General features: G+C 66.9%; 13 protein-coding genes. 9 read left to right on the plus strand and 4 right to left on the minus strand.

Features of this window, described 5'->3' with window-relative positions; genetic code table 11:
• A complete protein-coding gene (locus tag A5773_RS03340) occupies window positions 1-768 on the plus strand; it encodes an enoyl-CoA hydratase/isomerase family protein (protein ID WP_066957975.1) in 768 nt (255 codons plus the stop codon).
• 6 nt (window positions 769-774) lie between these two features.
• Here A5773_RS03340 and A5773_RS03345 read toward each other — a convergent pair whose 3' ends face one another.
• Window positions 775-1,644, minus strand: coding sequence for a proline iminopeptidase-family hydrolase (locus tag A5773_RS03345; protein WP_067789406.1), 870 nt, complete (start codon window positions 1,642-1,644; stop codon window positions 775-777).
• A 189-nt stretch (window positions 1,645-1,833) separates the two neighbouring features.
• Here A5773_RS03345 and A5773_RS03350 point away from each other — a divergent pair, with 189 nt between their 5' ends.
• The 3 genes from A5773_RS03350 (at window position 1,834) to A5773_RS03360 (ending at window position 4,921) form a co-directional block, all read left to right on the plus strand.
• Window positions 1,834-2,973, plus strand: coding sequence for a thiolase family protein (locus A5773_RS03350; RefSeq protein ID WP_067789461.1), 1,140 nt, complete (start codon window positions 1,834-1,836; stop codon window positions 2,971-2,973).
• A complete protein-coding gene (meaB, locus tag A5773_RS03355) occupies window positions 2,974-3,852 on the plus strand; it encodes a methylmalonyl Co-A mutase-associated GTPase MeaB (protein ID WP_067789409.1) in 879 nt (292 codons plus the stop codon).
• A gap of 157 nt (window positions 3,853-4,009) precedes the next feature.
• The gene (locus tag A5773_RS03360) at window positions 4,010-4,921 is read left to right on the plus strand and encodes a thiamine pyrophosphate-dependent enzyme (RefSeq protein WP_067789412.1); all 912 of its coding nucleotides are present in this window, start codon (window positions 4,010-4,012) and stop codon (window positions 4,919-4,921) included.
• Here the strand turns inward: A5773_RS03360 and A5773_RS03365 are convergent.
• Window positions 4,914-5,567: a response regulator transcription factor gene (locus A5773_RS03365; RefSeq protein WP_066957983.1), complete on the minus strand. Its 654-nt coding sequence runs from the start codon at window positions 5,565-5,567 to the stop codon at window positions 4,914-4,916. The two genes, A5773_RS03360 and A5773_RS03365, sit on opposite strands and share 8 nt — an antisense overlap.
• 113 nt (window positions 5,568-5,680) lie before the next feature.
• Between A5773_RS03365 and A5773_RS03370 the strand changes: the two genes are divergently transcribed.
• The gene (locus tag A5773_RS03370) at window positions 5,681-6,901 is read left to right on the plus strand and encodes a sensor histidine kinase (protein WP_197505819.1); all 1,221 of its coding nucleotides are present in this window, start codon (window positions 5,681-5,683) and stop codon (window positions 6,899-6,901) included.
• Window positions 6,902-6,967: 66 nt separating this feature from the next.
• Here A5773_RS03370 and A5773_RS03375 read toward each other — a convergent pair whose 3' ends face one another.
• Window positions 6,968-8,584 (minus strand): FAD-dependent oxidoreductase, encoded by a 1,617-nt coding sequence (locus A5773_RS03375; RefSeq protein WP_067789415.1) that lies wholly within the window; start codon window positions 8,582-8,584, stop codon window positions 6,968-6,970.
• Between the two features lie 14 nt (window positions 8,585-8,598).
• Window positions 8,599-9,276, minus strand: a complete 678-nt coding sequence (locus A5773_RS03380) for an IclR family transcriptional regulator (RefSeq protein WP_066957989.1) — start codon at window positions 9,274-9,276, stop codon at window positions 8,599-8,601.
• Window positions 9,277-9,403: 127 nt separating this feature from the next.
• Between A5773_RS03380 and A5773_RS03385 the strand changes: the two genes are divergently transcribed.
• Genes A5773_RS03385 through A5773_RS03400 form a run of 4 tightly spaced genes read left to right on the plus strand, consistent with a single transcriptional unit; the run spans window position 9,404 to window position 14,589 of the window.
• Entirely contained in the window at window positions 9,404-10,267 is an 864-nt protein-coding gene (locus A5773_RS03385) for an alpha/beta fold hydrolase (protein ID WP_067263604.1), read from the plus strand.
• Complete coding sequence (locus A5773_RS03390) at window positions 10,267-11,988, plus strand: bifunctional 3-(3-hydroxy-phenyl)propionate/3-hydroxycinnamic acid hydroxylase (RefSeq protein ID WP_067789417.1); 1,722 nt, start codon at window positions 10,267-10,269, stop codon at window positions 11,986-11,988. The genes A5773_RS03385 and A5773_RS03390 overlap by 1 nt, the downstream gene beginning before the upstream one ends.
• Window positions 11,936-12,853, plus strand: a complete 918-nt coding sequence (locus A5773_RS03395; RefSeq protein ID WP_067789420.1) for a 3-carboxyethylcatechol 2,3-dioxygenase — start codon at window positions 11,936-11,938, stop codon at window positions 12,851-12,853. Before A5773_RS03390 ends, A5773_RS03395 begins: the two co-directional genes overlap by 53 nt.
• A complete protein-coding gene (locus tag A5773_RS03400; protein ID WP_067789422.1) occupies window positions 12,850-14,589 on the plus strand; it encodes an FAD-binding protein in 1,740 nt (579 codons plus the stop codon). Before A5773_RS03395 ends, A5773_RS03400 begins: the two co-directional genes overlap by 4 nt.
• Window position 14,590 lies beyond the last annotated feature (1 nt).

Raw genomic sequence — 14,590 nt, forward strand, 5'->3', positions numbered from 1 at the left:
ATGTACGACATGCCTGCCGAAATCGACGTCCAAGCCGACGGCCCGCTGCGGATCATCACCTTGAACCGGCCGGATTCCCTCAACTCGGTCAACGACAATTTGCATGTCGGCCTTGCGCGACTGTGGCAGCGATTGACCGACGACCCCGCGGCTCGCGCGGCGGTGATCACCGGGGCCGGCAGGGCTTTTTCGGCCGGCGGTGATTTCTCGTATCTCAAGGAGCTGTCGACCGACGCCGACCTGCGCGCCAAGACCATCCGGGACGGACGCGAGATCGTTTTGGGCATGGCACGCTGCCGAATTCCCGTGGTGGCCGCGGTCAACGGCCCGGCCGTCGGGCTGGGCTGCAGCCTGGTGGCGCTGAGCGACATCGTCTACATCGCCGAAGAGGCCTACCTCGCCGATCCACACGTTCAAGTGGGGCTGGTGGCCGCCGACGGCGGCCCGCTGACCTGGCCGCTGCACATCAGCCTGCTGCTCGCCAAGGAGTTCGCGTTGACGGGCACCCGCATCAGCGCGCAGCGTGCCGTCGAGCTCGGGCTGGCCAACCACGTGGCGGCCGACCCCGTCGCGGACGCGATCGCCTGCGCCAAAAAGATTCTCGAGCTGCCCCAGCAAGCGGTCGAAAGCACCAAGCGGGTCCTCAATATCCATCTGGAGCGGGCGGTCCTGGCCAGCCTCGACTATGCGCTGTCCGCTGAGAGCCAGTCGTTCCTCACCGAAGACTTCCGGTCGATCGTCACCAAGCTGGCGGCCGGCAAGAACTGATCGCGGTCACGCGCGCGACGAATCGTGTTGCCGCAGGAAGTCACGCATCACGGAGTCGAACTTGGCCGGTTCCTCAATGAAGGGCATGTGAGCGCTCTTTTCAAAAAACACGAACCGTGAGCCGGCGATGCGCTGGTGGATGTCCCACATGTGTTCGGGCACGCATTCGTCGAACCTGCCCGCGAGGATGAGCGTGGGCAATGTGATTTCGGCCAATCGGTCGAACACGTCCCATTCCTTGATTGTTCCGACGATGTGAAAATCACTGGGGCCGAACATCGTCTCGAAGATGTCGGTGCCCATCTTGGCGAAGGCTTCCAAAAGCTCTGGCGGCCAGGGGCGCACGCGGCACAGGTAGGTTTCGTTCCAGGTGCGGATGGCGTCCTGGTATTCGGCGGTGTACGTGGTCCCCGCGGCTTCATGACGTTCGATGGCGGATTGCGTTGCCGGATCGAGCTCCGATTTCAACCGCGCCACCATCTCCGAGAACTGCGGTATGGACGCGATGCTGTTCGAAATGGTGAGGCTGACCGCCCGCGACGGCACGTCGAGGGCGTACTGCTGAGCCAACATCCCGCCCCACGAGTTGCCGAAGATGTGGAAGCGGTTGAGGCCGAGGCCCGCTACGACGGCATCCATTTCGGCCACCGACCGTTGCATGGTCCACAGTTCGCGGTTCGACGGGCGCTCGGACTTGCCGCACCCGAGCTGATCCCAGTAGATGACTTCGCGCTCGTCAGCCAACCGCTCCAGTGAACGCAGATAGGTGTGGGGCAGGCCGGGACCGCCGTGCACCACCAGCAGGGGAAGGCCCGCTCCGGCACCGACCCGCTTGAACCACACGGTGCCGCCCGGGACCGCGATCGTTCCCTCCATTGCCGACGATGCCTCCTGGTTGGCGAGCAGACGCAAAATCGCAGCCTACGACCCGGTTCATGCGATCTTCCGTCTGCTCGCCAGTTCGCCGCTCCTTGCAACGCTGACTCTCGCAATGAGAGAATATTGTTCTCATAGCTGCGGGGGCTCTCGAGCACTCGCGTCGCGCTCGCCGAAGTGGAGAATACCGTGCCCGAAGCCGTCATCGTGTCCGCCCTGCGCACTCCCATCGGCACCGCCCGGAAGGGCACGCTGCGCGACACCAGCGCCTTCGACCTGGCGCACCACGTGGTCTCCGAAGCGGTGAAGGACCTGGACCCGGCACAGGTTGACGACGTGAACCTGGGGGAGGGACTCTACGGCGGCGGCGTGATCGCACGGCATGCGGCCATCACCGCCGGCCTGACCCAGGTGCCCGGTCTGGCGAACAATCGCCACTGCGCGGCCGGACAGGCGGCGGTGCAGAGTGCGGCGGCAAGCGTGCGTGCCGGGATGGATCAGCTCGTCATCGCCGGTGGTGTGAACTCCGCCTCCACGTCCCCACGATCCCGGATGCAGGTGGACGGCGAATGGGTCGACTGGTTTCCCCCGACCCATCCAGACAGTCCCGAGGCGCCGAACCTCGACATGTCGATCACGGTCGGCTGGAACGCCGCGGTCAAAGCCGGTGTGAGCCGCGAGGAGATGGACGCGTGGGCGCTGCGTTCGCACCGCAACGCCATCGCCGCGATCGACGAGGGCCGCTTCAAACAAGAGATCGTCCCGATCGAAACGCCGCACGGACTGTTCGCCGTCGACGAACACCCGCGCCGCGACACCACCATGGAAAAGCTGGCCGCCCTCAAGCCGCTGCATCCCGAGATTGAGGGCTTTTCCATCACCGCCGGCAATGCCTGCGGCGCCAACGACGGCGCGGCGGCGCTGACGATCGCGAGCGACGAGCTTGGGCTACCGGCGCTGGCCACGGTTCGGTCCTGGGCATCCGTCGGGGTGGACCCGGCGATCACCGGTTTGGCGCCGGTGGAAGCCATCCCGAAAGCTCTTGCCCGCGCCGGCCTCTCGCTCTCGGATGTGGACCTGTTCGAGATCAACGAGGCCTTCGCCGCAATGTGCGTGGCCACCGTCAAGCTGCTCGACCTCGACCCGGACAAGGTCAACGTCAGCGGCAGCGGATGCTCGCTGGGCCACCCGGTGGCGGCGACGGGAGCGAGGATGCTCGTCACGCTGATCCACGAATTGCGCAGTCGTGGCGGCGGAATCGCGGTCGCGGCCATGTGTGCGGGCGGCGGCATGGGTTCCGCCACCGTCATCGAGGTCCCAGCTCCCTAAATGGAGATCGCCGACTTGCTCGCCGGCGCGCGCAACGGATCTCCGCGCGCGGTGGGTCGGCTACTGTCTCTCGTCGAGGGCGAGCGCCGCGACGAGGTGCTGGCCGCTATCGAGCCCTCATCGGTGAGCGTAATCGGCATCACCGGGCCGCCGGGCGCGGGCAAGTCCACGACGATCGCCGCCCTGGTCGGCGCCTACCGCGAGCGGGGGGACCGGGTGGCGGTGTTGGCGGTGGACCCGTCGTCGCCGTTCAGCGGTGGTGCGCTGTTGGGTGACCGGATACGAATGGCCGCGCATATCAACGACTCCGACGTGTTGATCAGGTCGGTGGCGACCCGCGGTCATGTCGGGGGGCTGGCTGCCGCGGTCCCCGCAGCCATCCGGCTGCTGGGGGCGATCGGTTACCACGTGGTCTTGCTGGAGACCGTGGGGGTGGGGCAATCCGAGATCGAGATAGCCGCAGTCGCCGATCCCACCGTCGTCATCCTCAATCCCGGTGCGGGCGACGCGATTCAGGCGGCGAAGGCGGGGGTGCTCGAAGTCGCCGACATCGTGGTGGTCAACAAGGCCGACCGCGAAGGTGCCGAACGGACCGTTCGGGACCTGCGGGAGGAGACTGATGCCCCGATCGTCAGCCTCATCGCCGCTCGCGGCGAAGGCATCGCGGAGTTGATGGCCGCCATCGAGGCCCACCACCGCGCCGACAGTCGTGCCCGTCGACTGGCCCGCGCCCGCGCGCAGATCCTGTCGCTGGCGCAAACCCGGCTGCGGAGCCGGCCGGATCTCGACCGGCTGGCCGAAACGGTCGTGGACGGGCACCAGGACCCCTACTCGGCGGCCGAGCAGTTGCTGTCACCGACCGATCGCCCGCAGGACTGACCATCCGTCTTGTCCCCCAATTGGGGGAATGGGGATTCATCCCCTTTGCGGACCGATCGGCGGAGGTCGCGCCGCGCCACTGTCCCTACGTTGATCTTGTGTACAACACGGCGGTCACCTCGACGCCGCCACCCAGGATCAGTTAGGAGACCCGCACATGGCTCGCACACCCGAATTGTCGGCCGTAAACCTCGGTGAACAGCTGGAGCTGTACCGCCGGATGTGGGCTATGCGACTGCTGGACATGGCGCTGGAAGAGCGGAGCATCGGCGGTCTGCTCAAGGCGACGACGGTTGCCGCATTCGGCCAGGAGGCGGTGGCCGTCGGCGCCGTCGCGGCGCTTCGACCGGGCGACGTCATGAGCACCGCGATCCACCACTTCGAGCGCGCCCAGCGGGTCGGCCGCGCCCTTCCGCTGGGTCCGGCCATCGCCGAGATGATCGTCCCGAGCCGGGCTGCGACCGGCGGGGCGAAGGAAAGCCCGTTCGCGACGGAGTGGAAACAGTTGTTCGCCACCACCGACCCTGTGCGGCAGTCGATCTTGTTCGCGTTGGGTGATGCCTACGCGCAGCGGCATGCCGGCGACGGGAAGGTGACCCTGTGCGTCATCGGAGACGAAGCCGTGAACTCCGCCGAGTTCAAGTCGGCCGCGCAGATCGCGCTGTCGTGGCGACTCCCGGTGGTGTTCGTCGTCGAAAACATCCGCGATGCGTCCGGAGTGCGCCGGGGCCCGCGCGAGCACCATGGCCTGCCCGTGCTGTCGGTGGACGGCAACAGCGTTGGGGCCGTGCATGACTCGGTCGCCGAAGCGGTGGAACGAGCGAGCGCCGGCGGCGGTCCTGCGATGGTGGAAGCGGTGACCTTCCGGACCAACCACCCCGCCGCGGTCGATCCGTTGGTTTCCTTCAAGCGACAGCTGACCCGTGCCGGGGTGAGCGCCGGACACCTCGACGAGGTGGAACACCGGGCTCGCCGGCTGGTGGCCGAGGCATCGGCCTTCGCGAACGCGCTGCTGCGGGCGGATCGGCCGGCGTCGGTCGGACCCGACCACCGGTCGGCCGCTAGCTGAGCAGACCTTGCCGCATCGCCTCGGCAACGGCGGCCGCGCGATCGCTGACGCCGAGCTTCTCGTACAGGCGCTGCACGTGGGTCTTGACCGTCGACGGAGCCACGTACAGCTCGCCCGCGATCACCGGGATGCTTTGACCACGCGCAATCCGGTTGAGCACCTCGCGTTCTCGCGCACTGAGCACCGGACCCGTCGGCTCCGCCCGGTGCCGGATCTCCGCGGTAAGGCCTCCCACCAGAGCCGGTGCCACCACGTCGCGACCCTGCGCGCAGTCGAGCACGGCCTTGACGATTTCGCTGCGGGTCGAGTCCTTGAGCACGAATCCGGCTGCGCCCTGCTGCAGCGCCTGGTACACGATGGCGGGCTCGTCGTGCGCCGAGATCAGCAGCACGCGGGTCGGCAACTCCTGGCTCCGCACCGCCGCCGCCACCTGGCCACCGTCCATGCCGGGCATTCGGTAGTCGAGCAGAGCGATGTCGGGCAGGTGCTCCTTGATCAATTCCAGCGCCGCCGAGCCGTCCTCCGCCTCGCCGACGACATGCACCGAACCGCTCGACGAAAGCGCACGCACCACGCCTTCGCGGAAGAGCGGATGGTCGTCGCCGACAACCACCCGCACCTTTTCTGGCGTTGCCGGCCCGGCCATGGCGATGAGTGTAGCGGTCCGCTCAAGAGCGCCGTTCTCAATTTCCGGGCAAGCTGATGGGGAATCTGCCGGTTTGCTTCGGCGGGGCCGAGGCGGATTACTACGGTGATCGGGTGGCCGATAGCAGCGACACAGAACTGGACCGGGTGCGCAGCGTGCACCAGTTGCGCTCGTATCGAATCGTTTCGGTGCTCCGGATCTGTGTGGTGGGCCTCATGGTTGCCGCCATGGTCGTCGACACCCCGCGGTGGGAATGGCCGCAGCAAAGCGCTCTCGTCGTCGCGTACGCATTCGTTGCGCTCTGCGCGTTAGTGCTGGCTTTCACCCCGGTGCGTCGTTGGGTTGGGTTGAGCGGCTCGGCCGGGGTCGGCCGGCTGGAGCCGTTTACTTTCACCATCCTCGACGTGGTCGCGTTGACGGGCTTTCAATTGCTGTCCGCCCTTGGGATCCTGCCGCTGCTGATCATGGTGCTGCTGCCGGTTCTGGTGGGCGTGGATGTGTCGTCGCGGCGTGCGGCGGTGGTGCTCACCTTCACGCTCGTCGGCTTCGCCATCGCCGGCACTCACGACCGACTGCTGATGAGTCCGGGGCACTGGCCGAGCACGGTTTTTCTGCTCGGGCTCTACGCGTTTCTGTGCGCCACGGCGTTCGTCGTCGTCCGGATCGAGGAACGACACGTGCGATCAGTCGCGGGCCTGAGCACACTGCGTGAGGAGTTGCTCGCTCAAACGATGACCGCGTCCGATGTCGAGCAGCGGCGGATTTCGGAGTCCATTCACGATGGACCGCTGCAGGACATCTTGGCGGTGCGCCAAGAACTCGTCGAGTTGGACGCGGAATTGCCCGGCGATGAGCGTGTCGGGCGGGCGCTCACCGGCCTCCAGATGGCATCGGAACGCCTGCGGCAGGCGACTTTCGAGCTGCATCCCGCCGTCCTCGAGCAGGTCGGCCTCGCGGCCGCGGTGCAGCAACTGGCCGTATTCGCCGCCCGGCGTTCGGGCATCGATATCTCCACCGACATCGATTACCCGATTCGCAATGCGATCGACCCGATCGTGTTCGGTGTGGTGCGCGAATTGCTGTCCAACGTCGTGCAACATTCCCGGGCTCGCAGCGCTTCGGTCATGCTTGGAATTACCGACGACAGGTGCGTCCTGAACGTGGTCGATGATGGCGTGGGATTTGACGTCGGGACCGTGGCCCGCCGCCTCGGTGAGGGACACATCGGATTGGCGTCGCACCGGGCGCGTGTGGACGCCGCCGGGGGAGATTTCGTCTTCCTCGATGTCCCGGTCGGAACTCACATCTGCGTCGAGGTGCCGATCGCGAAATAGGCTGATTGGCCGACGGCAACCGCAAGTAATCGCCCACGCTCGATGCCCAAGGTGGTGCGCGGCTCGCTACTTCAGGTCGACGGACTTTCCGGTGGCGGCCGCATACCCGGCGCGGTAACCGAACACCATTGCGGGACCCAACGTTCCGCCGGCACCGCCGTAAGCGCGTCCGGTCACACCGCCCATCGCATTTCCGGCGGCGTAAAGACCCGGGATGGGCTCACCGCCCACATGCAACACGCGGCCGTCGCGATCGGTCCGGGGACCGCCCTTGGTGCCCATCGCGCCGATGCACACCGGCACCGCGTAGAAGGGGGCGGTGTCGATCGGGCCGAGGGTTTTGCCGGCCAGCGTGGTCGCACTGTCGTCACCCCAATAGCCGTCGTACGCGCTGGAGCCGCGCCCGAAGTCGGGATCGGCGCCGGCGGCCACGTGGCGGTTCCAGGCCTCGACGGTGCGGATCAGGCCGTCCGCGTCGATGCCGGTCTTGGCGGCCAACTCGGCGAGGTCCGCCGACTCACAGAACCAGTCCGGAACGGGCTGTCCGGGTTCGATGCCCAGGAACCCGTAGCGCTGCAGGTGAATTGAATCGAACACCATCCACCCGCGGTCGTTGACGTACCCGCCGCGTGGATCGAGGTAGTGGAACGCACCGGCCATCGAGTTGTAGTCGCAGGCCTCGTTGACGAATCGACGACCTGCCGAGTTGACGATGATGCTCCTTGGCCGCGTCCGTTCCAGCCGTACACTGCGGCTGCGTGGCTTGCCCTCGATGGTGTCGCCGGGGATTTGGACGATCGGCACCCACCAGGCCTCGCCCATGTTCGCCAGGTCTGCGCCGTGCGCCATCGCCATGCGCAGGCCGTCGCCGGTGTTATTGGGCGGCGAGACCGCGCCGTGCATCGGGCCCCGCAGAAAGGCTTGCGCCAGAGCGGGATCCCACTCGAATCCGCCGGTGCCGAGGATGACGCCGTTTCGGGCGCGAACGTCGATGCTGCGGCCCTGCAGGCCGATTCGCACCCCGGTGATTTCTCCGTCCTCGGCGATGAGTCGTTCGGCCCGCGCGTTGGTGTGTGGGGTGACGCCGGCGTCCAGCAGTCCCTTGAGGAGCCCGGCGATCAGGGCGGTGCCTGCAACGCACAGGTGGCTCGTTCGTTCATCGATCGCCGCGTGCAGACGGGCCCTGGTCTCGGCATCGAATCCGACGTTGGACCAGTCGGCGGGAAACGACGTGATCCGAGTGGCCCACTCGCCCAACTGCGCCAGATCGAAGGGAGCGGCACTCAGTGAACGGCCGCCGGCCGGTTGCCCTCCCGGCAATTCGGGCCGGTAGTCGGGGAAGCCGGTGGCGATCTCGAAGCGCAAACCGCTGTGCGCCTCGACGAAGTCGAGCATCGCCGGGCCGGTGTGCACGAATGTCTCGACCGACTCGTCGTCCATCGAGCCCAGGGACTGCGCGCGCAGGTATCGCAACGCGTCGGCGGTCGTCAATTCGCCGTCGGGCGAACGGTTATGGGCCGGGATCCAGACGACGCCACCCGACACCGCGGTGGTCCCCCCGACGGTCGGCGCCTTCTCGAAGACCTCCACCGAGGCGCCGGATGCGGCCGCGGTGAGGGCGGCGGTAAGCCCGGCGCCACCACTGCCGAGCACGACGACGTCGACTTGCATGTCCCACGACATTGATCGTTATCCCTTCAGCCCAGCAGCTCGGACAACTGCTTCGCGGCTTTGATGACCGCATCTTTTCCACGCATCACGACGTCTTCTCGGTGGGAGATGAGGTTGATGCACGTGGGCGGGGAGGGCGGGTGGCGGCGCACCGCCACGGCCAGGCCGTAGGTGTTCGGCTCGATCTCCCCGTAGGTGCTCACCCAGCCGCTCTCGCGAGCGCGGGTGACCAGGTCGCGTTCCCCGGGACGCGGCGGCATGCTCGCGAGCAAGGCGATTCCGGCCGCACCCCGTTCGAGCGGATATCGACTTCCTTCGTGGAAGGACAGTTGGTAGGCAACATGGCTCGGCACGATGACCGCGATCGCCACCTGCTGGTCCCCCTCGGCCATGAGCAACGACACCGTGGTGCCCAGCTCGTCGGCCAGCGCGCGCAGGGTCGGCAGGCTGACCTGGCGCACGTTGCGGTCGAACGAAGCGCCGAGAACGGCGAGCCCGGAAGCCGGCCGGTAGCGCCCGTCCTCTCCCTTGGCCACCAATCGGAATTCGGCCAGCGTTGAAAGCAGTCGATAGGCGATGGTGCGATGCACCCCGACCTGTTCCGCGAGCTGTTGCACGGTAAGCCCACCTGGGGCATCCGCCACCATCTGCAGCGCGGTCAGCCCCCGGGCCAGCGTTTGTGAACCTGTCACCGAACCTGCCACAGCCTTGACAGACCTCCTTGCGAGAGCGAAGCTCTATTAATAACGCACGCTAGTGTGCGATATTAGCACACCAAGTTCGTCAAGAACGAGAATACGATTTCCACGATCTGAAGGCCAGAGAGGAACCGTGGCGGAGTTCGAAAGCATCTGGAGCGATCTCCAGGGCGTCGCGTTTGAGCAGGGCTACCTCGACGCCGGGGGTGTGCGGACCCGCTACCTGCGGGCCGGCGACCCCGGCAAGCCGGTGCTGATGCTGTTGCACGGATCCGGTGGCCACGCCGAGGCCTACGTCCGCAACCTGGGGGCGCACGCCGAGCACTTCTGGACCTGGTCGATAGACATGCTGGGCCACGGCTACACCAGCAAACCGGGCCACCCGCTGGAGGTCCACCACTATGTGGAGCACCTGATGGCCGTCCTGCGCACCATCGGCGTCAATCGCGCCAGCATCAGCGGTGAATCGCTGGGCGGTTGGGTGGCCACCCGCGCCGCCATCGACCATCCCGACGTGGTCGACCGCCTCGTCCTCAATACCGCCGGCGGCTCCCAAGCCGACCCGGTGGTGATGAAGCGCATCATCACGCTATCCATGGCGGCCGCGGAAGACCCGACGTGGGAAACGGTGCAAGCGCGGATCAAGTGGTTGATGGCCGACAAGTCCAAGGGCTACGACGACCTCGTCGCCAGCCGCCAACGCGTCTATCGCCAACCGGGATTCGTCGACGCCATGCGCGACATCATGGCCCTGCAGGACCCCGAGATTCGGGCGCGCAACATCATCGGCCCGGACGAATACGGTGCGATCACCGCGCCGACGCTGGTGTTGTGGACCAGCGACGACCCCACCGCGGACGTGACCGAGGGCCGCCGCATCGCGTCGATGATTCCCAACGCCCGCTTCGAGGTGATGCCCGGCTGCGGGCACTGGCCGCAGTACGAGGACCCCAAGACTTTCAATCGGCTGCATCTCGACTTCCTGTTGGGGCGGTGATGGTCGACGCGGGGCGCCAGCCGGCAGGAATCGAGACCGACGTCGTCGTGGTCGGCGCCGGCCCGGTCGGCCTGACTTTGGCCAATATCCTTGGGCTGCGGGGCATCCGGACCGTGGTGGTCGACGAACGCGACACGCTGATCGACTATCCGCGCGGGGTGGGGCTCGACGACGAGGCGCTGCGGACCTTCCAGTCGATCGGGCTGGCCGATCGCATCGTGCCGCATACGGTGCCCAACCAGATCCTGCGGTTCGTGGACGCGAGGCGGCGGGTGCTCGCCGAAATGGCGCCGCCCGATGCGCGGTTCGGGTGGCCGAAGCGCAACGGTTTCGTGCAACCGCTCGTCGACGCCGAATTGCTGGCCGGGCTGGAACGATTCGGGCACGTCGAGGTGCGGTGGGGACGACCGATGGTGGCGTGTCAGGACGACGCCGACGGGGTGACCGTCGAACTCGGGGGCGAGCGCGACCATGGAACGTCCAGCCTCCGAGCGCGTTACGTGGTGGGATGCGACGGCGGTCGCAGTATGACCCGCCGCATGATGGGCGTATCTTTCGACGGGACAACTTCGTCGACCCGCTGGCTGGTGGTCGACATCGCCAACGACCCGCTCGGTCACCCCAACAGCGAGGTCGGCGCCGACCCGGAACGGCCCTATGCCTCGATCTCGATCGCGCACGGAATTCGCCGCTTCGAGTTCATGATTCACGCCGACGAGACCGACGAGCAGGCTGAGGATCCGGCGTTCCTGACGCGGATGCTGGCCCGGATGGTGCCGCACCCGGACCGCGTCGACGTGATCCGGCGCCGGGTCTACACCCATCACTCGCGGATCGCCGGCGCGTTCCGCAAGGGCCGGCTGTTGCTGGCCGGGGACGCCGCGCACCTGATGCCCGTCTGGCAGGGCCAGGGTTACAACAGCGGCATCCGCGACGCGGCCAATCTGGGTTGGAAGCTCGCCGCGGTCGTGAGCGGGCGTGCCGGCGAGCACTTGCTGGACACCTATGACATGGAGCGCCGCAAGCACGCGCGGGCCATGATCGACCTTTCCACCATGGTGGGGCGAGTGATTTCGCCCACCAACCGCCGGGTGGCCGGCGCGCGAGACCTTTTGGTGCGGTCGGCGTCAATTGTGCCGTCGCTCAAGCGGTATGTCCTGGAGATGCGGTTCAAGCCGATGCCGCGCTACGAACAGGGGGCCGTCGTTCACGAACCCGGCACCGGCCGGGCGGATTCAGCGGTGGGCACGCTGTTCATCCAGCCCCGGGTCGACACCCGGGATCGGCAGAACGTGCTGCTGGACGACGTGCTCGGCGACTGGTTCGCGGTGCTCTGCTGGAACAACAACCCCCGCAACATTCTCGGTGACGCCGCCTTCGCGAACTGGAAAGCCCTGGGCGCCCGATTCATTGCGTTGCGGCCACTGACCCAACTGCACTGGACCGGCCACGACGATCCCGACGTCGTCGTCGTGGGAGACCGCGACGGTGCGGTCAAATCCTGGTTCGACACCCACCAGGAATCGGTGTTGTTCCTGCGTCCCGATCGGTGCATCGCCGGTGCGTGCATCGCTCAGCGCGCCCCCGACCTGAGCGCCGCGCTCATCGATGCACTCACACTCACGCCGCGAGGGGGTGATCCGCAAAGTGGCACTGGCTCTGTGCTGTATGTCGCACAGCCCGCTCCTGAATCTTCCGGGGCCGTCGCAGGACCTGCTTGACGACATCGAAGGCGCGATCGCCGGCGCGCGACAATTCGTCGCCGACTACGACCCCGAACTGGTCGTCACCTTCTCCCCGGACCACTACAACGGGTTCTTCTACAAGATGATGCCGCCCTTCTGTATCGGCACGGGCGCCAACGGAGTTGGTGATTACGGCACCCATGCGGGCCCGCTCGACGTTCCGGAAAGGCTGGCCACCGAGTGCGCGAAAGCCGTCCTCGACGCGGGGGTCGACGTCGCGGTCTCGGCCTGCATGGACGTGGATCACGGAACCGTTCAGCCCCTCGAAAAGTTGTTCGGCGAGGCCACCTCACGCCCGGTGATACCGATCTTCATCAACGCGATCGGCGTCCCACTGGGGCCATTGCATCGTTGCCGGGCGCTCGGTGCGGCCGTCGGCACCTATCTGACCACACTCGACAAGCGGGTCCTGGTGCTGGGATCCGGTGGGCTTTCCCACAGCCCGCCGGTACCGACATTGGCGACCGCACCGCCGCCGGTACTGGAGCGCATCGTGCACGGCCGGCCGATGACGCCCGAGCAGCGCCAGGCCCGGCAGGCGGCCGTGATCGATGCGGCCAAGCGCTTCGCCGCAGGCGAGAACGAGCTGCAGGCACTGAACCCGGTGTGGGACCAGCGATTCCTCGAGATCATCGACGGCGGCTGGCTCGCCGAACTCGACCAGTGGTCGAACTCGTTCGTCGCGCACGAGGGTGGGGGCTCCGCCCAGGAAATCAGAACCTGGATCGCCGCATTCTCGGCGCTGGCGAGCGCCGGGCCGTACGAAACCGTGGGGCGCTACTACAAGCCGGCCGCCGAACTGATCGCCGGGTTCGCCATCAGAACGGCAGTGCTGAAATGACGGGCGGGGAGGACGGGTTCGACCACGTCGTCGACGTACTCGTCGTCGGGTCGGGCGGCGGCGGCATGACCGCCGCCCTGACCGCCCAAGCCGCGGGCCTGGACGCGCTGGTCGTGGAGAAGTCGTCGTTCTTCGGCGGATCCACCGCGCTGTCCGGGGGCGGCATCTGGGTGCCGGGAGCGCCCGCGCAGCGCAGGGAGGGCTACGTGCCCTCACCCGAGGGCGTCGTCGAATACCTGCAACGGATCACCGAAGGATTGGTCAGCGAGGCCCGGATACGGCAGTACGTCGAATCCGCGCCGAAAATGCTCGAATTCCTCGAACGGCTCTCCGGGTGGTGTGAATTCGTCTGGAAACCCGGTTACGCCGACTACTACCCGGAACTGCCCGGCGGATCCGAACTCGGCAGCACGATCAACGTGCCGCCCATCGACCTGCGGAAACTGGGGCCCGACGAGCACAAGCTTCTGCAGCCCTTGGCGCTGGCCCCCAAGGGAATCTGGCTGGGGCCCAAAGAACTTCGGACCTTCTACCGCATCCGGCAATCGTGGGCCGGCAAAGGCGTGCTCCTCAAGCTGATTTCGCGGATGGTTCGGGCGCGGCTGTTCGGCGAACGGATGGCGGCGATCGGACAGTCATTGGCCGCGCGCCTGCGGCTGACCATGCGTGAACGCGGCATCCCGCTGTGGCTGGACTCGCCGATGACCGAGTTGCTCACCGACGCGGACGGGACCGTTACCGGCGTGTCATTGGAAAGGGGTGGTGAAACGCAGCGGATCGGGGCGCGCCTCGGGGTAATCCTGGCGTCCGGTGGCTTCGACCACGACCTCGCGTGGCGCAAGGAACTACTACCCGTAGTGGATCAGGACTGGAGCTTCGGCAACCCCGCCGCCATGGGCGACGGCATCCGGGCGGCGCAAAAGGTCGGCGCCGCAACCGAGTTGCTCGACGAGGCGTGGTGGTTCCCCGCCATCCAATGGCCGGACGGTCGCATGCAATTCATGCTCAACGAACGCATGATGCCTGCGCAGTTCATCGTCAACGGCAACGGCACGCGCTTCATCAACGAGGCCGCGCCCTACATGGACTTCGGTCACGCCATGATCGACGGCCACAAATCCGGAGTTACCCACATCCCCTGTTGGCTGCTCACCGACCACAGGTCGTGGAATCGCTATGTCATCGGCGGCCATCTGCCGATACCGAAAATCCCGGGCGCGCCGGTCCCCACCGGCCGCAAGGTCCCTTCGGCTTGGCTGGAATCGGGCGTGGTCAAGGCGGCGATGAAGTGGGAGGAGATGGCGGACAGGATCGGCGTTCCCGCGCAGAATCTGTCCGAAACCGCCAGGCGCTTCAATGAACTCGCCCGCAAGGGCCACGACGACGACTTCAACCGCGGCGACAGCGTCTACGACAACTACTACGGTGATCCGACCCTGCCCAACCCGAACCTGTACCCGCTGGGCGATCCGCCGTACTACGCATTCCGGATCGTCCTGGGCGACCTCGGGACATCCGGCGGCCTGCGTACCGACGAATACGCGCGGGTGCTGCGGGACGACGACACCGTGGTGCCGGGGCTGTACGCGGTGGGCAACACGTCCGCGCCGGTGATGGGACGCAGCTATGCCGGCGCGGGGGCGACGATCGGCCCCGCGATGACCTTCGGCTTCGTCGCGGCGAATCACCTTGCCGCACAAGCCGCCAACCGAACCCTTAATTCTCATAGGAGGTAGC

This window comes from Mycobacterium sp. 852014-52450_SCH5900713, assembly GCF_001667075.1.
GTDB lineage: Bacteria > Actinomycetota > Actinomycetes > Mycobacteriales > Mycobacteriaceae > Mycobacterium.

Excerpts from the sequence above, each read along its gene's own strand:
- meaB (WP_067789409.1), top strand. The coding sequence starts at position 2,974 with ATGGAGATCGCCGACTTGCTCGCCGGCGCGCGCAACGGATCTCCGCGC.
- A5773_RS03395 (WP_067789420.1), top strand. The coding sequence starts at position 11,936 with ATGTCGCACAGCCCGCTCCTGAATCTTCCGGGGCCGTCGCAGGACCTG.
- A5773_RS03375 (WP_067789415.1), bottom strand. The coding sequence starts at position 8,584 with ATGTCGTGGGACATGCAAGTCGACGTCGTCGTGCTCGGCAGTGGTGGC.
- A5773_RS03390 (WP_067789417.1), top strand. The coding sequence starts at position 10,267 with ATGGTCGACGCGGGGCGCCAGCCGGCAGGAATCGAGACCGACGTCGTC.
- A5773_RS03360 (WP_067789412.1), top strand. The coding sequence starts at position 4,010 with ATGGCTCGCACACCCGAATTGTCGGCCGTAAACCTCGGTGAACAGCTG.
- A5773_RS03365 (WP_066957983.1), bottom strand. The coding sequence starts at position 5,567 with ATGGCCGGGCCGGCAACGCCAGAAAAGGTGCGGGTGGTTGTCGGCGAC.
- A5773_RS03340 (WP_066957975.1), top strand. The coding sequence starts at position 1 with ATGTACGACATGCCTGCCGAAATCGACGTCCAAGCCGACGGCCCGCTG.
- A5773_RS03400 (WP_067789422.1), top strand. The coding sequence starts at position 12,850 with ATGACGGGCGGGGAGGACGGGTTCGACCACGTCGTCGACGTACTCGTC.
- A5773_RS03345 (WP_067789406.1), bottom strand. The coding sequence starts at position 1,644 with ATGGAGGGAACGATCGCGGTCCCGGGCGGCACCGTGTGGTTCAAGCGG.